We start from the raw sequence: 19,543 nt of genomic DNA on the forward strand, positions 1-19,543 counted from the left end.
TCAATTTTATAAAACGTTTAAACTTTGTTCTTTAATTTTTTCTAACTCATCTTTCATTTGCACCACTAATTTTTGCATATCCGCGTAATTAGATTTTGATCCAATGGTATTTATTTCTCTTCCAATTTCTTGGGTTATAAATGCCAATTTTTTACCGTTAGAATCATTGGTGCTTAATTCTTTTTTAAAGTACTCTAAATGGTTTTTTAATCGTACTTTTTCTTCGGTAATATCTAATTTTTCAATATAATAAATGATTTCTTGCTCAAATCTATTTTCATCTATTTTTACTTCCAATTCAGCAATTCCTTTTCTTAATTTTTCTTTTACTAAAACAATTCTTTCTGGATCAATTTCAATTACTTTTTCTAATAAATTTTCAATATTTGAAATTCTTAAAATAAAATCATTGCGCAGCACTTCACCTTCGTCTGATCTGTATTTATTAATTTTCACAACTGTTTCTGCAATTGCTTCAACAATTTGATGCCATTCTTCTTCATCAACTTCTTCACGTTCTGTTTTTAAAGAATCTGGTAATCGAACTGCCATTTTTAACAATTCAACTTCGTTAGAATCAACAATATTTCGTAGTTGATTCATATAATCTTTTACAACATTTTCATTAATTTTTGATGATCCTTCACCTCCATTTCCTTCAATAAATATAGAAAAATCTATTTTCCCTCTTTCTAAAACGGCAGCTAAATTTTTACGAATATCCAACTCCTTTTCTCTGTAGTACGAAGGAATTCTAACATTTAAATCTAGATTTTTACTATTTAACGATTTTAATTCAATCGTAATTTTTTTGGTAGATAATTGTAATACGGTTTTACCGTATCCGGTCATTGATTGTATCATGTAAATTTGAATATTTAAGCAAATTTAAGCATTTTCTAAAAAGTGGCGATTTTTAAATTTATGTAAGCTTATTTTTAAATTTTTGTTGCCAAAACATTTGCTTATTTTTGTTGAACCAAATTAACTTATTTTGACAAAAAATACGCATTTATTAGTCATAAGATTATCTGCTATGGGTGATGTTGCCATGACCGTTCCTGTTGTAAGAGCATTAATTAAACAACATCCAAACTTAAAAATAACTGTTTTATCTAAACCATTTTTAAAACCTTTGTTTAATGATGTAGAGAATGTTACTTTTTATGCAGCTGAAGTAAACGGAAAACACAAAGGCTTTTTTGGAATTTACAAACTTTATAAAGAGCTTAAATTGCTTAATATTGATGCTGTTGCAGATTTGCACAATGTTTTACGTTCTAAAATTTTACGGACTTTTTTTAAATTATCTAATACTAAAGTTGCTTTTATAAATAAAGGTAGAGTAGAAAAAAAAGCATTAACCGCAACTAAAAATAAAATTTTTAAACAACTAAAAACAACCCATGAACGCTATGCTGATGTTTTTAGAAATTTAGGGTTTTCATTAAATATTGCTAATCCTACTTTTCCTGAAAAAATAAAACTGACTCCAGAAATAATTAAAATTACAGGAGAAAAAACAACTACTTGGATTGGTATAGCACCTTTTGCACAATATGCTTCAAAAATGTACCCAATAGATTTAATGGAACAAGTAATTTCTGAAATATCAAAACAGGAAAATATGAAAATTCTATTATTTGGTGGTGGGCAAAAAGAGGTTGAAATTTTAGAAAGTATAGCCACTAAATATCCAAATACTATTAATATTGCTGGAAAAATAAAGTTAGATCAAGAACTTATTTTAATTTCTAACCTTGACAAAATGTTAAGTATGGATTCTGGAAACGCACATTTTGCTGCTATGTTAGGCATAAACACTTTCACTGTTTGGGGAATTACACATCCATTTACTGGGTTTGCTCCTTTTAACCAACCATTTGAAAATGCTATTTTACCAGATTTAAAAAAATACCCAAACATACCATGTTCAATATATGGAAATAAAGTTTGCGAAGGTTATGAAGATGTAATGCGAAGTATTCTTCCTTTAGAAATAGTAAAAAAAATCATTCAATAAAATATCGAAATTAAGTATCTAATTTTATAATTATAATAGTTATTTTTGTAAAAATTTTACAAACATGCTTGTCAACGTCCTTGATTCAAAAAAATCTATCTTAAATAAATTCATTTCAGAAATTAGAAATATTAACATTCAAAAAGATTCTTTAAGATTTAGAAGAAATATTGAACGTATTGGTGAAATTTTAGCATATGAAATTAGTCAATCTTTATACTACGAAAAAAACACAGTTCCAACACCTTTAGGGACAAAAATAATGGAAACTCATAAAAAAGACATTGTTTTATGTTCCATTTTAAGAGCAGGACTTCCTTTACATACTGGCTTATTAAATTATTTTGATGATGCTGAAAATGCTTTTATATCAGCTTACAGAAAACACCTTAACGAAACCGATTTTGAAATTAAAGTTGAATATTTTGCTTCACCAAGTTTAGAAGGTAAAACGTTAATTTTAGCTGACCCAATGTTAGCAACTGGCCAATCTTTAGTAAGTGTTTTTGAAGGCTTAAAAAAACATGGAACACCAAAAGAAATTCACGTTGCTTGTGTAATTGGTTCTAATGAAGGTATTGAATATATTCAAAAAAATCTTCCAAAAGAAACAAAACTATGGATTGCTACTGTTGATGAAAAATTAAACAATCGCGGTTATATTGTTCCTGGTTTAGGTGATGCTGGAGACTTAGCATTTGGTGGAAAATTATAAAAAATAAACACTTATTGAAATTACAAAAAACAAATACAAAATCAGATTTTTAAAATTTGATGATTGACTTTTTTGTAAAAAATTTGCAGTAATTATTGCACACGGAAACAGCAGAAAAAATAGTTCAGAACCATCTTTTAAAGGCGCTATAAAAACAACTACACTTGCCACTATTAATTGGTTAATTAATATATTCCATGACATTCTTAAATTGTTACTCACCAACACTATTTTAGGGCTTACCACTACTAAAGACCACATTGTAATAGTTATTAATAATGTAATTGGTATTAAAAATTGCATTTGATTGTAAACCGTAAAATCTAACCCTAAATTAAGTTTAAAAATACTGTAAAAAGCATCCATCTTGTCATAATAAAAATTATAAGTAAAAAACAAAAAAATTGGAATTATTAAACCAATAAAAGGTATTATAAAGTTTTTAAAATAAATTTTTTGATAAATTATAATGGCAATAAAAATTAAAAAAACATATAAAATACTATGCGGATAAATAATTGTTGCCACACCAACCCAAAAAGCGGCATCAAATAATTTTTTTGAAATATTTAAACCCGATTTAATACTATAAATTTTTCGATAACTAAAAAGCAACAATAAATTTGAAAAAAGAATTTTATTATTAAACATTGTTTCTTTAAATGTACCAAATAATAAAACAATAATTAACAAGCCATATAAATTATCTAACGTTAAATTGTTTCTTTTTATAATAAAATTAGTAACAACAAGAAATATAATGAAACACAAGAAAAAAGCAGCTTTTTTAATAAAATATAACCACAAAAACTCCTCTGGAAAAGAAATAACACTAGCAACTATGTAATATAAAAACAACAGTATTACTAAGTTAAAAACATGAACTGGCTTACTTTTACTAAAAAAATTTGCTATCATTACTATATTTTATACTTTTGCCTGTAAATATAATTAAGATATGATTGCAAACAATATTTTTAAAGCGATTGGTGATTTTTTTACAAACGTTTTATTTACTCCATTTAACGAATTAAGATCAATGGATAATTGGTGGTTACAAAGTACCATAAGCTGGATATTTATTGTAATTACTTTTATTGCATTTTTTTATTGGATGGGAGAAATAAGAAAATACAAAAAAGCAGGAAACGAATAATTATATTCGTTACAAACGCTCTTTCCTTTTAACAAAACCCAAAAAACTGTGGGAAGCAAAAATAAATTGAAAAGATTTCGTGAAAACGAAACATTTCCAAATGTAATTCAACCAACTCGAGAAGAGGTTATTGAAGGCTTTCCCTTAAAAGGGAATTGGCAAACTCATTTTAATAATAACAATCCAATTATTTTAGAACTTGGTTGCGGTAAAGGCGAATATACTATTGCTTTGGCTCGTAAAAATCCAACTATTAATTATATTGGTATTGATATAAAAGGTGCACGATTTTGGCGAGGCGCAAAAACTGCAATTGAAGAAAATTTACCAAACGTAGCTTTTATCCGTACACAAATTGAATTGATAGATTTGTTATTCAACAAAAATGAGGTTACCGAAATTTGGATAACTTTCCCTGACCCTCAAATAAAATATACCAGAACAAAACATAGATTAACAAATCAAGAATTTTTAAAAAAATATCATCATATTTTAAAATCTGATGGTATTGTAAATTTAAAAACCGATAGTGAATTTATGCACGGCTATACATTGGGATTATTACACGGTGAAGGTCATGAAATTTTATACGCACATCATGATATTTACAAAAATTTCCATTCTCCGCAAGAAGTAATTTCAACAAAAACGTTTTACGAAAGTCAATACTTAGAGCTAGAAAAACCTATAACTTACATTCAATTTAGACTTAAATATTAATATTCATGGCGCTACAATTTATTTTAGGTTTTCTTACCTCGTTTGTAGCGGCAACGCCTCCTGGATTATTAAATTTAACATCTTTAAAAATAAGTTTAGAAAAAGGAAAAGAAAAAAGTTACAATTTTGCTTTGGGCGTTTCAATCATCATATTTATTCAAACGTATTTTTCACTAATTTTCACAAACTACATTCATAGTAAATCTAATATAGAAGCTTCTTTGCAATCCATTGGTTTTGTATTATTTAGCTTACTATCTATTTACTTTCTTTATAAGGGTATTAAAGAGAAAAAAACTCAAAAAATTAAAAAATCAAAAATTAAAAACACTTTTACACTTGGTTTAATTTTAGCATCTTTAAACCTTTTAGCAATTCCTTATTATTGCAGTGTTGGAGCTGCTTTAAATTCTTATGGTTATTTAGATTTTTCACAAATTAGTATTTTAGTATTTGTTATAGGATCAAGTGTAGGAACATTTGTACTTTTAAGTATATACAATAATTCAGCAAAAATTATTCAACAGAAAATTGGACTTCTAGCCAGAAATTTGAATATTTTTTTAGGAATTATTACGGGTATAATTGCCCTTATTGCATTAATTAGAATATTCAATTGAAAGAATCTATAAATTTTTTTGAAAAAGTATATGAAGTTGCTGCTCAAATTCCTTTTGGCAGAGTAACTAGTTATGGAGCCATTGCAACGTATTTAGGAGCAGCTCGTTCTGCCAGAATGGTTGGTTGGGCAATGAATGCCTCACACAATAATAATGATATTCCTGCACATAGAGTTGTAAATAGAAAAGGTTTATTAACTGGCAAACATCATTTTGATGGCACTAATTTAATGCAACAATTACTTGAAAGTGAAGGTGTTATAATTAAAGAAAATCAAATTCAAAACTTCGAAACCGTTTTTTGGGATCCTTCAAAAGAACTGCCAATTCTTTAAATATTTTAATTTTAAAAACCACTTCAATATTAGTTTTTAATTAGCCTCTTTAATTATTCAACAGAACTCTGTATCTTTGTTGTTTAGAATGATTTTATATAAACAACATGGCATACAATAAAAATGATATAACAAAAGCCCTTGAAACCATTACAGCACCTGGTGAAGGTAAGAGTTTAATTGAAAGCGGCGCAGTAAAAAATATAGTAACTTTTGACAAAGAAATTATTGTTGATGTAACTATTGCAAACCCTTCATTACAAGCAAAAAAGAAAATTGAAGTTGAAATTATGAAAGCAATTCATCAAGAAATTGATGTAAAAGCCGATGTAAAAGTAAACGTGACTTCAGATACAAAAAACGAACCTTTTAAACCAGAAAAACCAAAAGTACCTGGAATTCAAAATATTATTGCAATTGCTTCAGGAAAAGGTGGTGTAGGAAAATCTACCATTACTTCAAATATGGCAGTTTCATTACAAAAAATGGGCTTTAAAGTTGGTATTTTAGATGCTGATGTTTACGGACCGTCAACACACTTAATGTTTGATGTTGCAAACGCAAGACCTTTATCAATTGAAATTGATGGTCGTTCAAAAATGCAACCTATTGAAAGTTACGGCGTAAAAATATTATCCTTAGGATTTTTTACTGATGCAAATCAGGCTGTTATTTGGCGTGGAGCAATGGCTTCAAAAGCATTAAATCAAATGATTTTTGATGCACATTGGGGCGATTTAGATTTCTTATTAATTGATTTACCTCCAGGAACTGGCGATATTCACTTATCAATAGTACAATCTGTTCCAGTAACAGGTGCGGTAATTGTTAGTACTCCACAAAACATTGCTTTGGCTGATGCTAAAAAAGGAGTTGCCATGTTTAAACAAGAAAACATTAATGTTCCTGTTTTAGGTATTGTTGAAAACATGAGTTATTTTACACCTGCCGAACTTCCAAACAATAAATATTATATATTTGGAAAAGATGGTGCAAAAAATTTAGCAGAAGATATTGGTACTGCATTTTTAGGCGAAGTTCCTTTAGTGCAAAGTATTAGAGAAGCTGGTGATGTTGGACATCCTGTAGCATTACAAGACAACACTCCTTTAGAAAATGCTTTTGCTGAAATTACTAAAAATACACTATCACAATTAGTAAAAAGAAATACAGATTTACCACCAACAGAAATAGTTAGAATTACAACTATGAGTGGATGTAGCACAAAATAACATATATATATGACAGCAGACGAACTAAAACAAAATGTAGAAAATGCCTTACAAGAAATACGTCCTTATTTAGAAGCTGATGGAGGAAATATTTCATTAGTTGATATTACCGACGATACTGTAAGTGTTCAATTAGAAGGCGCTTGTTTGGGTTGTTCTGTAAATCAAATGACACTTAAAAACGGTGTTGAAGCTACTATTAAAAGACACGCTCCACAAATTAAAAGAGTGATTGAAATAAATGGTATTAGTTTTTAGTTTTTAACTAAAATAAATAAAAAAGAGCGACTTAAGTCGCTCTTTTTTATTTCTATAGCTTTCAAAAAAAAGTATATATTTGTAATAATGACAACTATTTTTACTGAATTATTAGCGCATCTTAAATTCTTAATTAAAAGAAACCCTGAATAATTTCAGTAGTTTACATACCCATTTATGTATAAAAATAAATGTGTATCTTTAATATTAATAATCCAACCTACTCCCCTTTTTACTCCTAGGTGGATTTATTGAAAGTCAACTTTCTCCCTTTTTTGGGAATACTAATAACTAAAAATTTTAATTTATGCCTAGATATTATTCATTAGGTAAAATACCACCTAAACGACATACAACATTTGAAAAACCAACAGGAGGTTTGTACCAAGAAGAATTATTTGGTACTGCCGGATTTGTTGGTATGTCATCGTTAATTTATCATATTAATCCGCCAACAGTAGTTTCTGAAATAAAAGAACTGAAAAATGTTACTCCAAAAATTGCTATTGAAAAAAATATGAAAGCCTTAAGTTTTAAAGGGTTTTCATTACAACCAGAAAAAGATTATTTAGAAAGCAGAAAAACACTGTTTGTAAATAAAGATTTACACATTGGTTTGGCTGCTCCAAAAGAATTTTCAAAAGATTATTTTTATAAAAATGCTGATGCCGATGAAATGCTTTTTGTGCACATTGGTTCTGGAACTTTAAAAACAATGTATGGAAATATTCAATTTGAATATGGCGATTATTTAATTATACCAAAAGGAACTATTTATCAAATAGATTTTGATTCAGAAGAAAACAGATTATTGTATGTTGAATCATTTAGTCCAATTGTAACTCCAAAACGGTACCGCAATAATTTTGGACAATTGTTAGAACATGCGCCATTTTGTGAGCGTGATTTTAAATTACCAACCAACCTTCAAACTTTTGACGAAAAAGGAAATTTTAAAATATTAATTAAAAAACAAGATGTTTTATGGGAATATATTTATGAAAACCATCCATTTGATGTAGTTGGTTGGGATGGTTTTAATTATCCTTACGCGTTTTCAATTCATGATTTTGAACCTATAACTGGGCGTATTCATATGCCTCCGCCAATTCATCAAACCTGGGAAGCCGCCGGCTTTGTAATTTGTTCCTTTGTGCCAAGAATGTACGATTATCACCCTAAATCAATTCCTGCACCTTACCACCATAGCAATATAGATTCTGAAGAAATTTTATATTATGTTGATGGCGATTTTATGAGTAGAAATAATATTGAAAAAGGACAAATAACCTTGCATCCTGGCGGTATACCACATGGACCTCATCCCGGAGCAATTGAAAGAAGTGTCGGAAAAAAAGCTACGGAAGAATTAGCAGTTATGATTGACCCTTTTAAACCTATAATGATAACTGAAGAGGCTTTAAAATTAGAGGTAGATGATTATTACAAATCTTGGTTAACCCATTAAATTAAAGAAAAATGTCAGATTTAAAAAATAAACAAAATTTTAATTACGGTTTAGAAAAAATATTTTCAGAAGCTGAAGATTTTTTACCGCTTTTAGGAACCGATTATGTAGAACTATATGTAGGCAACGCCAAACAAGCAGCACATTATTACAAAACTGCTTTTGGTTTTCAGTCATTAGCCTACGCAGGTTTAGAAACTGGTTTAACCGATAGAACCAGTTACGTATTAGTGCAAGATAAAATAAGATTGGTTTTAACAACACCAATGCCAAATGCAAATAATAAAGAAATTTTTGAACATATTTCAACACACGGTGATGGTGTTAAAGTTGTGGCACTTTGGGTAGAAGATGCTGTAAAAGCTTGGGATGAAACTACAAAAAGAGGTGCAAAATCTTATTTAAAACCAACCAAAGAAAGTGATAAAAATGGTGAAGTAATTCGCTCAGGAATTCATACATATGGTGATACTGTTCACGTTTTTGTAGAACGTAAAAATTACAACGGAGTTTTTCTTCCAAAGTTTGAAAAATGGCAATCTACCCACAATCCTACAAATGTAGGTTTACGTTATATTGATCATATGGTTGGAAATGTAGGCTGGAACGAAATGAACATTTGGGCAAAATTTTATAATGAAATTATGGGGTTTGCAAATCTTATTACTTTTGATGATAAAGATATTTCAACCCAATATACTGCTTTAATGAGCAAGGTTATGACCAACGGAAATGGTCGTGTGAAATTTCCAATAAATGAACCAGCTGAAGGAATAAAAAAATCTCAAATTGAAGAATATTTAGATTTTTATAATGGTCCAGGAATTCAACATATAGCCGTTGCAACAAACAATATTTTAGAAACCGTAAAAGAAATGACCAAACGCGGTGTTGAATTTTTATATGTCCCAGGTTCTTATTATGATACTGTAATGGATAGAGTTGGCGACATTGATGAAAATTTAGCCGAATTAAAAGAACTGGGAATTTTAGTTGATAGAGATGATGAAGGATATTTATTACAAATTTTTACCAAACCTGTCACTGACAGACCTACATTGTTTTTTGAAATAATTCAAAGAAAAGGCGCACAATCTTTTGGAAAAGGAAATTTTAAAGCCTTATTTGAATCTATTGAAGCAGAGCAAGAACGCCGAGGAACACTATAAATAGCTCATTAATTAATAAAAGCTTAACAACTATTGTTAAGCTTTTCACTATTTTTGGAACAGTTCTTGTATTTTTACTATTAATTATGAACTATTTAACTACTAAATGAAAAAATTAATACTATTAATTACCCTATTTATTACAACCGTTTCCTTTGGACAATCGGTTAAAACGGTGATTCCAGAAAAAAAATCGGCATTTAAGGCAGGTGAATGGCTAAGATTCAGAATGAGTTATAGTAATTTTTTAAATGCTGGCTATTCTACTATTGAAGTTAAAGGAACCAATAACAATGGAAAAGAAGCTTTTCATATTATAGGCAAAGGTAAATCAACTGGACTTGTAAGTTTATTTTTTAAAGTTGAAGATGATTACCAAACCTTTATGTATAAAGAATCTTTAAAACCATACCGCTTTATTAGAAAAATTAATGAAGGTGGTTACACCAAAGATCAAGAAATATTTTTTGACCATGATACACAATTAGCAACCGTAAACAACTACAAACATAAAACTGTTGAAAAACATCCAATAAGTAGCGACATTCAAGACATGTTGTCAGCCCTTTACTTTTTAAGAAATCAAGAAATTTCAAATTTAAAAAAAGGTGATAATATAGAATTACAAATGTTTATGGATGATGAAATAACTGTTTTTAAATTACAATTTTTAGAAAAAGAAACCATAAAAACAAAGTTTGGAAAAGTAAAAGCAATAGCTTTCAGACCATTAGTGCAAGCTGGTCGTGTTTTTAAAGAACAAGAAAGTGTAACAGTTTGGGTAAGTGATGATGCAAACAAAATTCCTTTACTTATCAAAGCAAATTTAGCTGTAGGATCTTTAAGAGCCGATTTAGATGCTTTTAAAGGATTAGCCAACCCTTTTAACATTATTTTTAAATAATTAAATTGTATTTTCGCGTTTTATTTTTTATCATATTTAAAATTTTTAAACCTAACAAATTGAAAAAATTTATTACGCTAATTTCTCTCGTTCTTTTTATCGCTTGTAAAAATGATCCTCAGCAAGCAAGTATTGTAGTTCCTGAACCAAAAATTATTAATGAATTTGGTTTTACATTAAATAATTATAAAGTAATTAACGACACTATAAAATCTGGAGAAATTTTTAGTGATATTTTATTAAAAAATCATATTGAATATGCTAAAATATTAGAAATTGTGAATACAGTGCGCGACACTTTTAATGTGCGTACCATGAAAGCTGGTAAACCTTACACAATTTTAGCAAAAAAAGATTCTACAGAACAAGCGCAGGTTTTTATCTATCAACATTCACAAGTAAACTATACTGTTATAGATTTTAGAGATTCAATTCCAGTGGCTCATAATAAATCTAAACCCATTAGAACTGAAATAAAAACCGCTTCAGGTGTAATTACAAGTAATTTATCAAATGCAATGGATGAACAAGGCTTAAACTTATATTTAGCCTATGATTTATCAGATATTTACGCTTGGACTATTGACTTTTTTAGACTTCAAAAAAATGATAAATTCAAAATAATTTACGAACAACATTACATTAACGATACCATTCCTGTTGGTATTGGAAAAATAAAAGGCGCTTATTTTGAGCATGTTGGAAAACCCTTTTATGCATTTAAATTCACCACAGATTCTATAAAAAACATTTCTGATTATTACGATTTTGAAGCTAATAATTTAAGAAGACAATTTTTAAAAGCTCCTCTAGAATTTAAAAGAATTACCTCACGTTTTAATTTAAACAGAAGAATTGCTTTTTACGGAAATCGTGTAAGACCGCATAAAGGAACTGATTTTGCAGGCCCAGTTGGAACTCCAATTATGAGTACCGCCAACGGAACCGTAATAGAATCACAATACAAAGGTGGTAACGGAAATTACGTAAAAGTAAAACATAACGGCACATACACCACACAGTATTTACACATGAGTAAAAGAGCTGTAAAAGTTGGCCAATATGTAAAACAAGGTGATGTAATTGGTTATGTAGGAATGACAGGAAACACTTCTGGACCTCATGTTTGTTATCGATTTTGGAAAAATGGTGTGCAAGTAGATCCTTTAAAAGAAAAATTACCAACATCCGAACCTCTTAAAACAGCATTAAAACCAGCATATTTTAAACATATTGAGCCTTTAAAAAAGATTTTAGATTCATTAAAATATCCAAAAATAACAGAAAAACCTTCAACCGAACAAGAAGAATTAAATACTTAGATTATGACCATGAAGAACGTAAACCCAACTGAAACAAAAGCTTGGCAACAACTTACAGCACATTACAATGCAACTAACAATATCCATTTAAAATCATTATTTAATAATGATGCTGATAGAAAAAACAAATTCACAATTAATTTTAATGAATTTGAATTTGACTACTCAAAAAATAGAATTACTGAAGAAACATTAAAATACTTATTAGAATTAGCGAACGAAGTAGATTTAAAAGGTGCAATGGACGCCTATTTTTCTGGTGAAAAAATTAATAAAACTGAAGGAAGAGCAGTATTGCATACCGCTTTAAGAAATCAGTCTGCAAATGAAATTATTACAGATGGCGTAAATATTATGCCCGATGTAAAAGCAGCTTTAAATAAAATGGAAGCATTTACTAATAAAGTTGTTTCGGGAGAATGGAAAGGTTATACTAATAAATCAATTACAGATGTTGTTAATATTGGTATTGGAGGTTCAGATTTAGGACCAGATATGGTGGTAGAATCTTTAAAATACTACAAAAATCACTTAAATGTTCATTTTGTATCTAATATTGATGGCGACCACGTACAAGAAGTTATCAAAAACTTAAACCCAGAAACTACCTTATTTGTAATTGTTTCAAAAACTTTTACAACACAAGAAACACTTACAAATGCAACAACTATAAAAAACTGGTTTTTAAAATCCGCTTCTCAAAATGATGTGCCAAAACATTTTGTGGCAGTTTCAACCAATTTAAAAAACGTAAGTGAATTTGGAATTGCAAACGATAATATTTTTCCAATGTGGGATTGGGTTGGCGGACGCTTTTCTTTATGGAGCACTGTAGGACTTACAATTAGTTTAGCAGTTGGCTTTGAAAATTTCAACAATTTACTAATTGGTGCTTTTGAAATGGATGAACATTTTAAAAATACACCTTTTGAAAAAAACGCTCCAGTAATTTTAAGCCTTATTGGAATTTGGTATACAAATTTCTTTCATGCAGAATCTGAAGTAATTTTACCATACTCACAATATTTAAGTAAACTAGCGCCATACTTACAACAAGCAATTATGGAAAGCAACGGTAAAAGTGTGGATAGAAATGGAAACAGAGTAAATTACCAAACTGGAAACATTATTTGGGGAGCTCCGGGTACAAATTCTCAACATGCTTTTATGCAATTATTGCACCAAGGAACCAAATTAATACCAGCAGATTTTATTGGCTTTAAAGAATCTTTATATGGAGATAAAGACCACCACAATAAACTAATGGCTAACTTTTTTGCGCAAACACAAGCATTAGCAGAAGGTAAAACAAAAGAAGAAGCGCATTTAGATTTAAAAACAGCTGGTAAAATGGATGAAATTGAAACATTATTACCATATAAAGTGTTTGAAGGAAACAAACCAAGTACCTCAATTCTTATTAATAAATTAACACCAAAAACTTTAGGAAGTCTAATTTCTTTTTACGAACACAAAATTTTTGTACAAGGAATTATCTGGAATATATACAGTTTTGATCAGTTTGGTGTTGAGCTTGGTAAAGAATTAGCAAATAAATACCTAAAAACAAGCAACTTATAATATAAAACAAAATTTCTCATTGAGTTTTTAACAATTTCTATAGTTTTCCTTAAGATTTGTTAATATTTATTTGACTGATTTTCAATTGCAATTAGTGATTTTTGTATATTTAGAAATTCTTAATTTTTTGTTAAAAATTAACAATTAATTAAAAACTGAATCAACAAATTTTTGCACTTTTGCAACACATTAATTCAAATCAAATTACACAATGAGAAATTTTAAAAATTGGCTTGTGATGGTTATGTTGTTTTCAACAGCTGTCATTTTTGCACAAACCAAACTTACAGGTAAAGTAGTTGATGAAACCAATCAACCATTGCCAGGTGCTTCAATAATCCTTAAAGGAGCAACTTCTGGAGTTTCAACAGATTTTGATGGAAATTTTATATTTGAAACAAGCGTTTCAAATGGTACTATTTTAGTTTCATTTGTTGGATATGAAGCTAAATCATTTACATTTTCTAAAAGCGTAAACTTTGGAACAATTGCGCTAAAACCTTCTGCTGAATCATTAGAAGAAATTGTAATTACTGCTACTTCTTTTGCAATTGAAAGAAAAACGCCAGTAGCCGTTTCTACTATTAAAGCCGATGTTATTGAAAACAAATTAGGATCCCAAGAATTTCCTGAAATTTTAAAATCTACACCAGGTGTATATGCTACTAAATCCGGTGGTGGATTTGGTGATGGTAGATTAAATTTAAGAGGGTTCAACTCTGAAAACGTTGCCGTTATGATTAACGGTGTTCCTGTTAATGATATGGAAAACGGTAGAGTTTACTGGAGTAACTGGGCAGGATTAGCTGATGTTACAAGTGCAATGCAGGTTCAAAGAGGTTTAGGAGCTTCAAAAGTTGCTGTACCATCTATCGGTGGTACTATAAATATTTTATCTAAAACTACTGATGCTGAAAAAGGTGGAAGTATTATTACGGGTGTTGGAAATGATGGTTACCAAAAATATGGCGCAACTGTATCTACAGGATTACTTGATAACGGATTTGCAGTAACAGTATCTGCATCTAAAACAAAAGGTGATGGTTATGTTGATGGAACTCAATTTGAAGGATACAACTATTTTATAAATGTATCAAAACAATTAAACGCAAATCACAAATTATCATTCACTTCGTTTGGAGCTCCACAAAGACACGGACAAAGACAAAATAGAAGTACTATAGAAACTTATAGAAATGCTGAAAGTGGAAATAAATTTAGTCCAGACTGGGGTATTAAAAACGGACAAATTGTGAGCACAGAAGATAATTTCTACCACAAATCACAATCTTCTTTAAACCATTATTGGACAATTAGTGATAAATCAGATTTATCAACTTCATTATACGCTTCTTGGGGTACAGGAGGTGGAGGTGGAATTGCTGGTGACTATGGCTTATTTAATGTAAGATTAGGTGGTAGCGATCAACCAATTGATTTAGATAATATTGTTGATATTAACAGAGCAAACGGTGCATTGGGATCTGTTTCTTGGTTAAGAGCTTCAAGAAATGACCATACTTGGTTTGGAATGTTATCTACTTTTAAAACTGAATTAAATGAAAATCTAGATTTTATTGCTGGTCTTGATTTAAGAACTTATACTGGAAAACACTTTACTGAAGTTACAGACTTGTTAGGTGGTGCTTATGTTTCTGATAATAGTGATATTAATAACCCAAACAGAACTCTTAAAGTAGGTGACAAATACAGTTACAACAATGACGGTAATGTAGGATGGCAAGGATTATTTACACAATTAGAGTATTCTAAAGATAATTTATCAGCATTTATTTCAGTTGCTGCATCAAACACATCTTACCAAAGAGTAGATTATTTCTTATACCTAGATAGCGATCCTTTAAAAGAAACTGATACTTATAATTTTACAGGATATAGCGTAAAAGGAGGTGCAAACTACAACCTAACAGAACAACACAACGTATTTGCAAATATCGGATATTTTGAAAAAGCTCCAGGATTCCAAGCAGTATTTCCAAACAATGATAACGTTCGTATTAATGATAAAGCTGAGAATCAAAAAATATTTTCTGCAGAATTAGGATATGGCTTTAGAGGTGAAAAATTTGCTGCAAACCTAAACCTTTACAGAACTCAGTGGAACGACAGAACTTTTACTCGTACCCTATATAATAATGGGCAAACTTATTTTGCAAACTTATTAGGAGTAAATGCTTTACACCAAGGTGTTGAATTAGATTTTACTTACAGACCTTCTGAAAAATTAACATTAACAGGTATGTTATCATTAGGAAACTGGGAATGGGATAACAATGTAGAAAACGTTCAAGTATATGATGAAGATCAAAACCCAATTGGAAATCCTTATAACTTATATATTGAAGGTTTAAAAGTTTCTGATGCTGCACAAACTACAGCAGCTTTAGGATTAGATTACGAATTAATGCCAAAAACTCACTTTACAGTTGATTACAACTATTTTGCAGACTTATATGCAGACTATAATCCTGATAGTAGAACAACTCCTGGAACACCACAACCATGGAAAGTACCTGCTTATGGTACTTTTGATGCTAGTGTAAGATATGGGTTTAAAATTGGAGATTTAGATACTACACTTACTGCAAGAATGAACAATGTTTTTGACACTGAATATGTTGCTGATGCATTAGATGGTATAAATAACAATGCTCAAACTGCATTGGTATGGTACGGATTTGGAAGAACATTCAACATCAGTGCAAAAATTAAATTTTAATTAAAAAATAATTAGACGATGAAAAAATTTATTTATTTAATAATGGGATTAGGCTTGCTAATAACAGGTTGTAACCCAATGGATGATATCCATTCTGATATTGACTCACAAGAAAATCCCGTAGTTGGTGATGCTATTATAACTTTGACTGATGAAGATTATGATGCTTTAGATTTATCTTATGGAAGCTTTAGCTCATTAGACGATGCTAAAAATATGCTTCCTGATTATTTAGCAAACCTATACCCAGTATGGGGAAAAGGATCTTCAGTTTTAGTAAATTATAAATTATACTTAGGTAACGCTTTTAAAGTAAGTAGCTATAGCTTAAAACAAGCTGATTATACACTAAGCGGAAGTAATTTGTTAGGTTTTAAATTTGATGCTAATCCTGCAAATTATCTTGGAGGGATTATAAATTCTAATATTAGTAACCCTAAAGAAGGTGATATAGCTGTAGCTCAATATTATCAATTTACAGGAGATGCTTACTCAATCACTCCTATGGTTTCTTTAGAAGAGAATTTTAATTATGGTGCTACTGCTGGTGATTTATTAACTGCATCTGCAGGGGCTTGGGCGTCTCATTCAGGTACTGCAAATCAATTACAGTATACTACTTCAAATTTATCTATGACAAATTACCCATCATCAAATGTTGGTGGCTCAATTGAAATTTCAAGTGCTGGTTCAGAAGATGTAAACAGCGCTTTACCAGCAACGATAAGTACAGGAACTGTATATTACAGTGCATTGGTAAATTTAAGTTCAGTAGGATCTGGTACTTATTTTATGCATTTTATGGATGATTCATTTGGATATGCTGCTAGAGTAGGTGCTAAAGACGATGGTTCTGGTAAAATTTCATTTGGAATTGGAGCTAGTTCCACACCTTCAGATTATAGCACAACTTCATATGAATTAAATACAACCTATTTAATTGTTGCTTCATACAATACTGTTAATGGAACAGCTAATTTATATGTTTTAGATGCTGCTGTAACTTCAGAGCCTGCAACGCCTGTGGTAAGCAATGTTGGAAATCCTGGATTAACAGTTCAAAAAATTGCTGTTAGACAAGGTGGAGGTGGTCCATCAGCAACAATTGATGGTATTCGTGTAGCAAATACTTGGTCTGCTATTATGAGCAATGCTGTATTACCTGATGTAATAATTGGAGATAAAGAAGCTAAAGAATCTGTATACACTTATTCAGGTGGGGCATGGGCTGTACCATCAAATGTTTATGTTTTAACAACTGATGACTATAACTCTATGGGTACTGCATCTGGACAACCAGGTAGATATGACAATTTTGATAGTTCTATGGGTACAGACAATTATATTACTAAGTTTTTAAGTATAAAATATCCTTATGCTAAAGATGGTGATGAATTAAAAGTTATCTATAAATATTATTCTGGTGGTGCACAAACTAGAGGTAATTTATATACAGTAGTAGATGGTCAGTGGACAGCTTACCAATCTACTCAAGAAACATCTTTGCAATTTGCACATGACGGTGTAACTTGGGTGCCTGATAATACTATAAAATATGAATTTTTAAAAACTGACTATGATTATATTGTAGCAACATTTGAAAATACTGATGGTTATGCAAATGCCGTTGGCAATCTAAAAAGTTATGGAAACATAAGTACATTTAACTGGACTGTTCCTCAAATTGATGCTGCAATAAATGCTGTTTTAATGCATAACTATCCAGGTATGGAAGAAGGTCAAAAATTTAGTGTTACTATTTACGTTTATGACGGAACGTCACATAACTCTACTATTAACTATATACTTCAAGGAGGTACTTATATTAGAAGTTAATAACATATAAATTTCTAACTTTAAATATCATTTTAAAGTTAAATTAAAATCTCCAAGAGAAATATTCTCTTGGAGATTTTTAGTTTTAAAACCAAACAAACACATTTTTTAAATACTTTCTTTAACTAATTAAAACTGCGCGTGTATAACAAACTAATTCTGTTGTTATATGTAGTTAATTTTCATCATTTTTTAAATGAATCCTTTAAATTCAATTCTACACAAAACTTTAATCATTTATAATATTTTGCATATACTATTGGAGTTAATTCCTAAAATAATTGAGATGGACAATACGATGTTACAAAATCTATTCGTTTATTATGTACTTGTTTTATTTTCTTAAAACAACATTTTAAATTACAAAAAAGATTATAAAAAAATATCCAGATGTTTTTAGTAAAACATCTGGATATTTATCACAAAACATTTAGTTGTTTTGTGATAACTCTACAGTGAGTTAAAAATATTGCTGCTTTAAAGCGATACTTATTTCTTTATTAATTTTAAAATCAGTGGCTGTTGGTTTTGCGTAATTTTTACAATATAAATTCCAACAGGATATTGCTCAATATTTAATTGAATTTTACCATTTTGAACATTATAACTATTTGATGAAACCAATTGTGATTGCATATTGAATAACTCAACAAATACTTCATCATTAGCATCTGAAATAACAATTTCAACATTTCCTTTTGTTGGATTTGGATATGCATAAATACCATCCAATACATCAATTCTTTTTGAAACAATGCCTTCACAAGTTATTGCTGTTTTTAACTCAACTAAATCTCCTTGTTTAACATCATTAATTAAAAAATCAAAATTATTTGTATTTAATACTTCATTATTATTTACAAACACCTTAAATGGTGGTGTTCCATTTTCAACACTAAACGAAATAGCTTTTGAAGAAACGTTTGTTTTTGCAGAAACAGTACTACCTGGGTCTATTTTAACTACAAAACATTGTTCATACGCTTCACCTGAAACAGAGATACATACATTATATGTTTTTGGTGCTAAATTACCAACTGTTAAATTATTATTTGAAAGATTATAATTAGTTCCGTCAATTGAAACCGTATAATTATAAGTAGCTACCGCTGATATTTTTATTTGTCCGTTATTTTTATTAGGACAAGTTTCACTAATTGTTTCAAAAGTAAAGTTATTAGATGCTAAGGTAAAACAACCATTTGCATCAACTGTTGTGCCTGCTGTGCTATTTGGACATTTGTCGACATTATTTTTTACACCATCATTATCATCATCTAACTGGCTACTTGAACAACCTGAAGTGTTAACAGTTTCTCCTGTCGGTGTATTTGGACAAGTATCAATATTATTCATTACGCCATCATTGTCATCATCTAATTGGCTACTTGAACAACCGTCGCTATTTACTTGTTCCCCAGCTGGTGTATTTGGACAGCTATCTTCGCTATTTATTACACCGTC

General features: G+C 29.7%; 18 protein-coding genes. 15 read left to right on the forward strand and 3 right to left on the reverse strand.

The annotated features are described in order from the left end of the window. Positions 1-6: 6 nt before the first annotated feature. Positions 7-864: a YicC/YloC family endoribonuclease gene (locus BM335_RS07140; protein WP_090224776.1), complete on the reverse strand. Its 858-nt coding sequence runs from the start codon at positions 862-864 to the stop codon at positions 7-9. 130 nt (positions 865-994) lie between these two features. Here BM335_RS07140 and BM335_RS07145 point away from each other — a divergent pair, with 130 nt between their 5' ends. Together BM335_RS07145 and upp are read left to right on the forward strand one after the other, a co-directional pair. Then, a complete protein-coding gene (locus tag BM335_RS07145) occupies positions 995-2,023 on the forward strand; it encodes a glycosyltransferase family 9 protein (RefSeq protein WP_245780631.1) in 1,029 nt (342 codons plus the stop codon). A gap of 64 nt (positions 2,024-2,087) precedes the next feature. Next, on the forward strand, positions 2,088-2,738 hold the full coding sequence (gene upp, locus BM335_RS07150) for a uracil phosphoribosyltransferase (RefSeq protein ID WP_090224778.1): 651 nt from the start codon (positions 2,088-2,090) through the stop codon (positions 2,736-2,738). Here the strand turns inward: upp and BM335_RS07155 are convergent. After that, positions 2,733-3,656, reverse strand: coding sequence for a hypothetical protein (locus BM335_RS07155; protein WP_090224781.1), 924 nt, complete (start codon positions 3,654-3,656; stop codon positions 2,733-2,735). The two genes, upp and BM335_RS07155, sit on opposite strands and share 6 nt — an antisense overlap. 40 nt (positions 3,657-3,696) lie before the next feature. Here BM335_RS07155 and BM335_RS07160 point away from each other — a divergent pair, with 40 nt between their 5' ends. The 13 genes from BM335_RS07160 (at position 3,697) to BM335_RS07220 (ending at position 18,079) form a co-directional block, all read left to right on the forward strand. Beyond that, the gene (locus BM335_RS07160; protein ID WP_090224783.1) at positions 3,697-3,894 is read left to right on the forward strand and encodes a DUF6341 family protein; all 198 of its coding nucleotides are present in this window, start codon (positions 3,697-3,699) and stop codon (positions 3,892-3,894) included. A 48-nt stretch (positions 3,895-3,942) separates the two neighbouring features. Next, a complete protein-coding gene (trmB, locus tag BM335_RS07165) occupies positions 3,943-4,614 on the forward strand; it encodes a tRNA (guanosine(46)-N7)-methyltransferase TrmB (protein ID WP_090224786.1) in 672 nt (223 codons plus the stop codon). A 5-nt stretch (positions 4,615-4,619) separates the two neighbouring features. Beyond that, the gene (locus tag BM335_RS07170) at positions 4,620-5,234 is read left to right on the forward strand and encodes a LysE family transporter (protein ID WP_090224788.1); all 615 of its coding nucleotides are present in this window, start codon (positions 4,620-4,622) and stop codon (positions 5,232-5,234) included. After that, on the forward strand, positions 5,231-5,569 hold the full coding sequence (locus tag BM335_RS07175; RefSeq protein ID WP_090224791.1) for an MGMT family protein: 339 nt from the start codon (positions 5,231-5,233) through the stop codon (positions 5,567-5,569). The genes BM335_RS07170 and BM335_RS07175 overlap by 4 nt, the downstream gene beginning before the upstream one ends. Positions 5,570-5,676: 107 nt before the next feature. Next, positions 5,677-6,801, forward strand: coding sequence for an Mrp/NBP35 family ATP-binding protein (locus BM335_RS07180; protein ID WP_090224793.1), 1,125 nt, complete (start codon positions 5,677-5,679; stop codon positions 6,799-6,801). A gap of 9 nt (positions 6,802-6,810) precedes the next feature. Continuing rightward, the gene (locus BM335_RS07185) at positions 6,811-7,059 is read left to right on the forward strand and encodes a NifU family protein (RefSeq protein WP_090224795.1); all 249 of its coding nucleotides are present in this window, start codon (positions 6,811-6,813) and stop codon (positions 7,057-7,059) included. Positions 7,060-7,366: 307 nt separating this feature from the next. Further along, positions 7,367-8,527: a homogentisate 1,2-dioxygenase gene (locus BM335_RS07190; RefSeq protein WP_090224797.1), complete on the forward strand. Its 1,161-nt coding sequence runs from the start codon at positions 7,367-7,369 to the stop codon at positions 8,525-8,527. 11 nt (positions 8,528-8,538) lie between these two features. After that, the gene (hppD, locus tag BM335_RS07195; protein ID WP_090224799.1) at positions 8,539-9,696 is read left to right on the forward strand and encodes a 4-hydroxyphenylpyruvate dioxygenase; all 1,158 of its coding nucleotides are present in this window, start codon (positions 8,539-8,541) and stop codon (positions 9,694-9,696) included. 106 nt (positions 9,697-9,802) lie between these two features. Then, the gene (locus tag BM335_RS07200; RefSeq protein WP_090224802.1) at positions 9,803-10,600 is read left to right on the forward strand and encodes a DUF3108 domain-containing protein; all 798 of its coding nucleotides are present in this window, start codon (positions 9,803-9,805) and stop codon (positions 10,598-10,600) included. A 59-nt stretch (positions 10,601-10,659) separates the two neighbouring features. Further along, a complete protein-coding gene (locus tag BM335_RS07205) occupies positions 10,660-11,922 on the forward strand; it encodes a peptidoglycan DD-metalloendopeptidase family protein (RefSeq protein ID WP_090224804.1) in 1,263 nt (420 codons plus the stop codon). 3 nt (positions 11,923-11,925) lie between these two features. Then, entirely contained in the window at positions 11,926-13,503 is a 1,578-nt protein-coding gene (gene pgi / locus BM335_RS07210; RefSeq protein ID WP_090224806.1) for a glucose-6-phosphate isomerase, read from the forward strand. Between the two features lie 211 nt (positions 13,504-13,714). Next, positions 13,715-16,243 (forward strand): TonB-dependent receptor, encoded by a 2,529-nt coding sequence (locus BM335_RS07215; RefSeq protein ID WP_090224808.1) that lies wholly within the window; start codon positions 13,715-13,717, stop codon positions 16,241-16,243. Between the two features lie 18 nt (positions 16,244-16,261). Continuing rightward, positions 16,262-18,079 (forward strand): hypothetical protein, encoded by a 1,818-nt coding sequence (locus tag BM335_RS07220; RefSeq protein WP_090224810.1) that lies wholly within the window; start codon positions 16,262-16,264, stop codon positions 18,077-18,079. A 489-nt stretch (positions 18,080-18,568) separates the two neighbouring features. Here BM335_RS07220 and BM335_RS15955 read toward each other — a convergent pair. After that, positions 18,569-19,543, reverse strand: a 975-nt coding sequence (locus BM335_RS15955; protein ID WP_143102397.1) for a T9SS type A sorting domain-containing protein, incomplete at its 5' end; no start/stop codon positions are given.

It is taken from the genome of Lutibacter maritimus (genome assembly GCF_900116115.1).
In the GTDB taxonomy this organism is placed as follows: domain Bacteria; phylum Bacteroidota; class Bacteroidia; order Flavobacteriales; family Flavobacteriaceae; genus Lutibacter; species Lutibacter maritimus.

Bases quoted from the DNA above. Each gene is read 5' to 3' on its own strand.
- BM335_RS07185 (WP_090224795.1), top strand. From the start codon at position 6,811: ATGACAGCAGACGAACTAAAACAAAATGTAGAAAATGCCTTACAAGAA.
- BM335_RS07215 (WP_090224808.1), top strand. From the start codon at position 13,715: ATGAGAAATTTTAAAAATTGGCTTGTGATGGTTATGTTGTTTTCAACA.
- BM335_RS07190 (WP_090224797.1), top strand. From the start codon at position 7,367: ATGCCTAGATATTATTCATTAGGTAAAATACCACCTAAACGACATACA.
- BM335_RS07170 (WP_090224788.1), top strand. From the start codon at position 4,620: ATGGCGCTACAATTTATTTTAGGTTTTCTTACCTCGTTTGTAGCGGCA.
- upp (WP_090224778.1), top strand. From the start codon at position 2,088: ATGCTTGTCAACGTCCTTGATTCAAAAAAATCTATCTTAAATAAATTC.
- BM335_RS07160 (WP_090224783.1), top strand. From the start codon at position 3,697: ATGATTGCAAACAATATTTTTAAAGCGATTGGTGATTTTTTTACAAAC.
- BM335_RS07140 (WP_090224776.1), bottom strand. From the start codon at position 864: ATGATACAATCAATGACCGGATACGGTAAAACCGTATTACAATTATCT.
- BM335_RS07155 (WP_090224781.1), bottom strand. From the start codon at position 3,656: ATGATAGCAAATTTTTTTAGTAAAAGTAAGCCAGTTCATGTTTTTAAC.
- BM335_RS07220 (WP_090224810.1), top strand. From the start codon at position 16,262: ATGAAAAAATTTATTTATTTAATAATGGGATTAGGCTTGCTAATAACA.
- hppD (WP_090224799.1), top strand. From the start codon at position 8,539: ATGTCAGATTTAAAAAATAAACAAAATTTTAATTACGGTTTAGAAAAA.
- BM335_RS07200 (WP_090224802.1), top strand. From the start codon at position 9,803: ATGAAAAAATTAATACTATTAATTACCCTATTTATTACAACCGTTTCC.
- BM335_RS07180 (WP_090224793.1), top strand. From the start codon at position 5,677: ATGGCATACAATAAAAATGATATAACAAAAGCCCTTGAAACCATTACA.
- pgi (WP_090224806.1), top strand. From the start codon at position 11,926: ATGACCATGAAGAACGTAAACCCAACTGAAACAAAAGCTTGGCAACAA.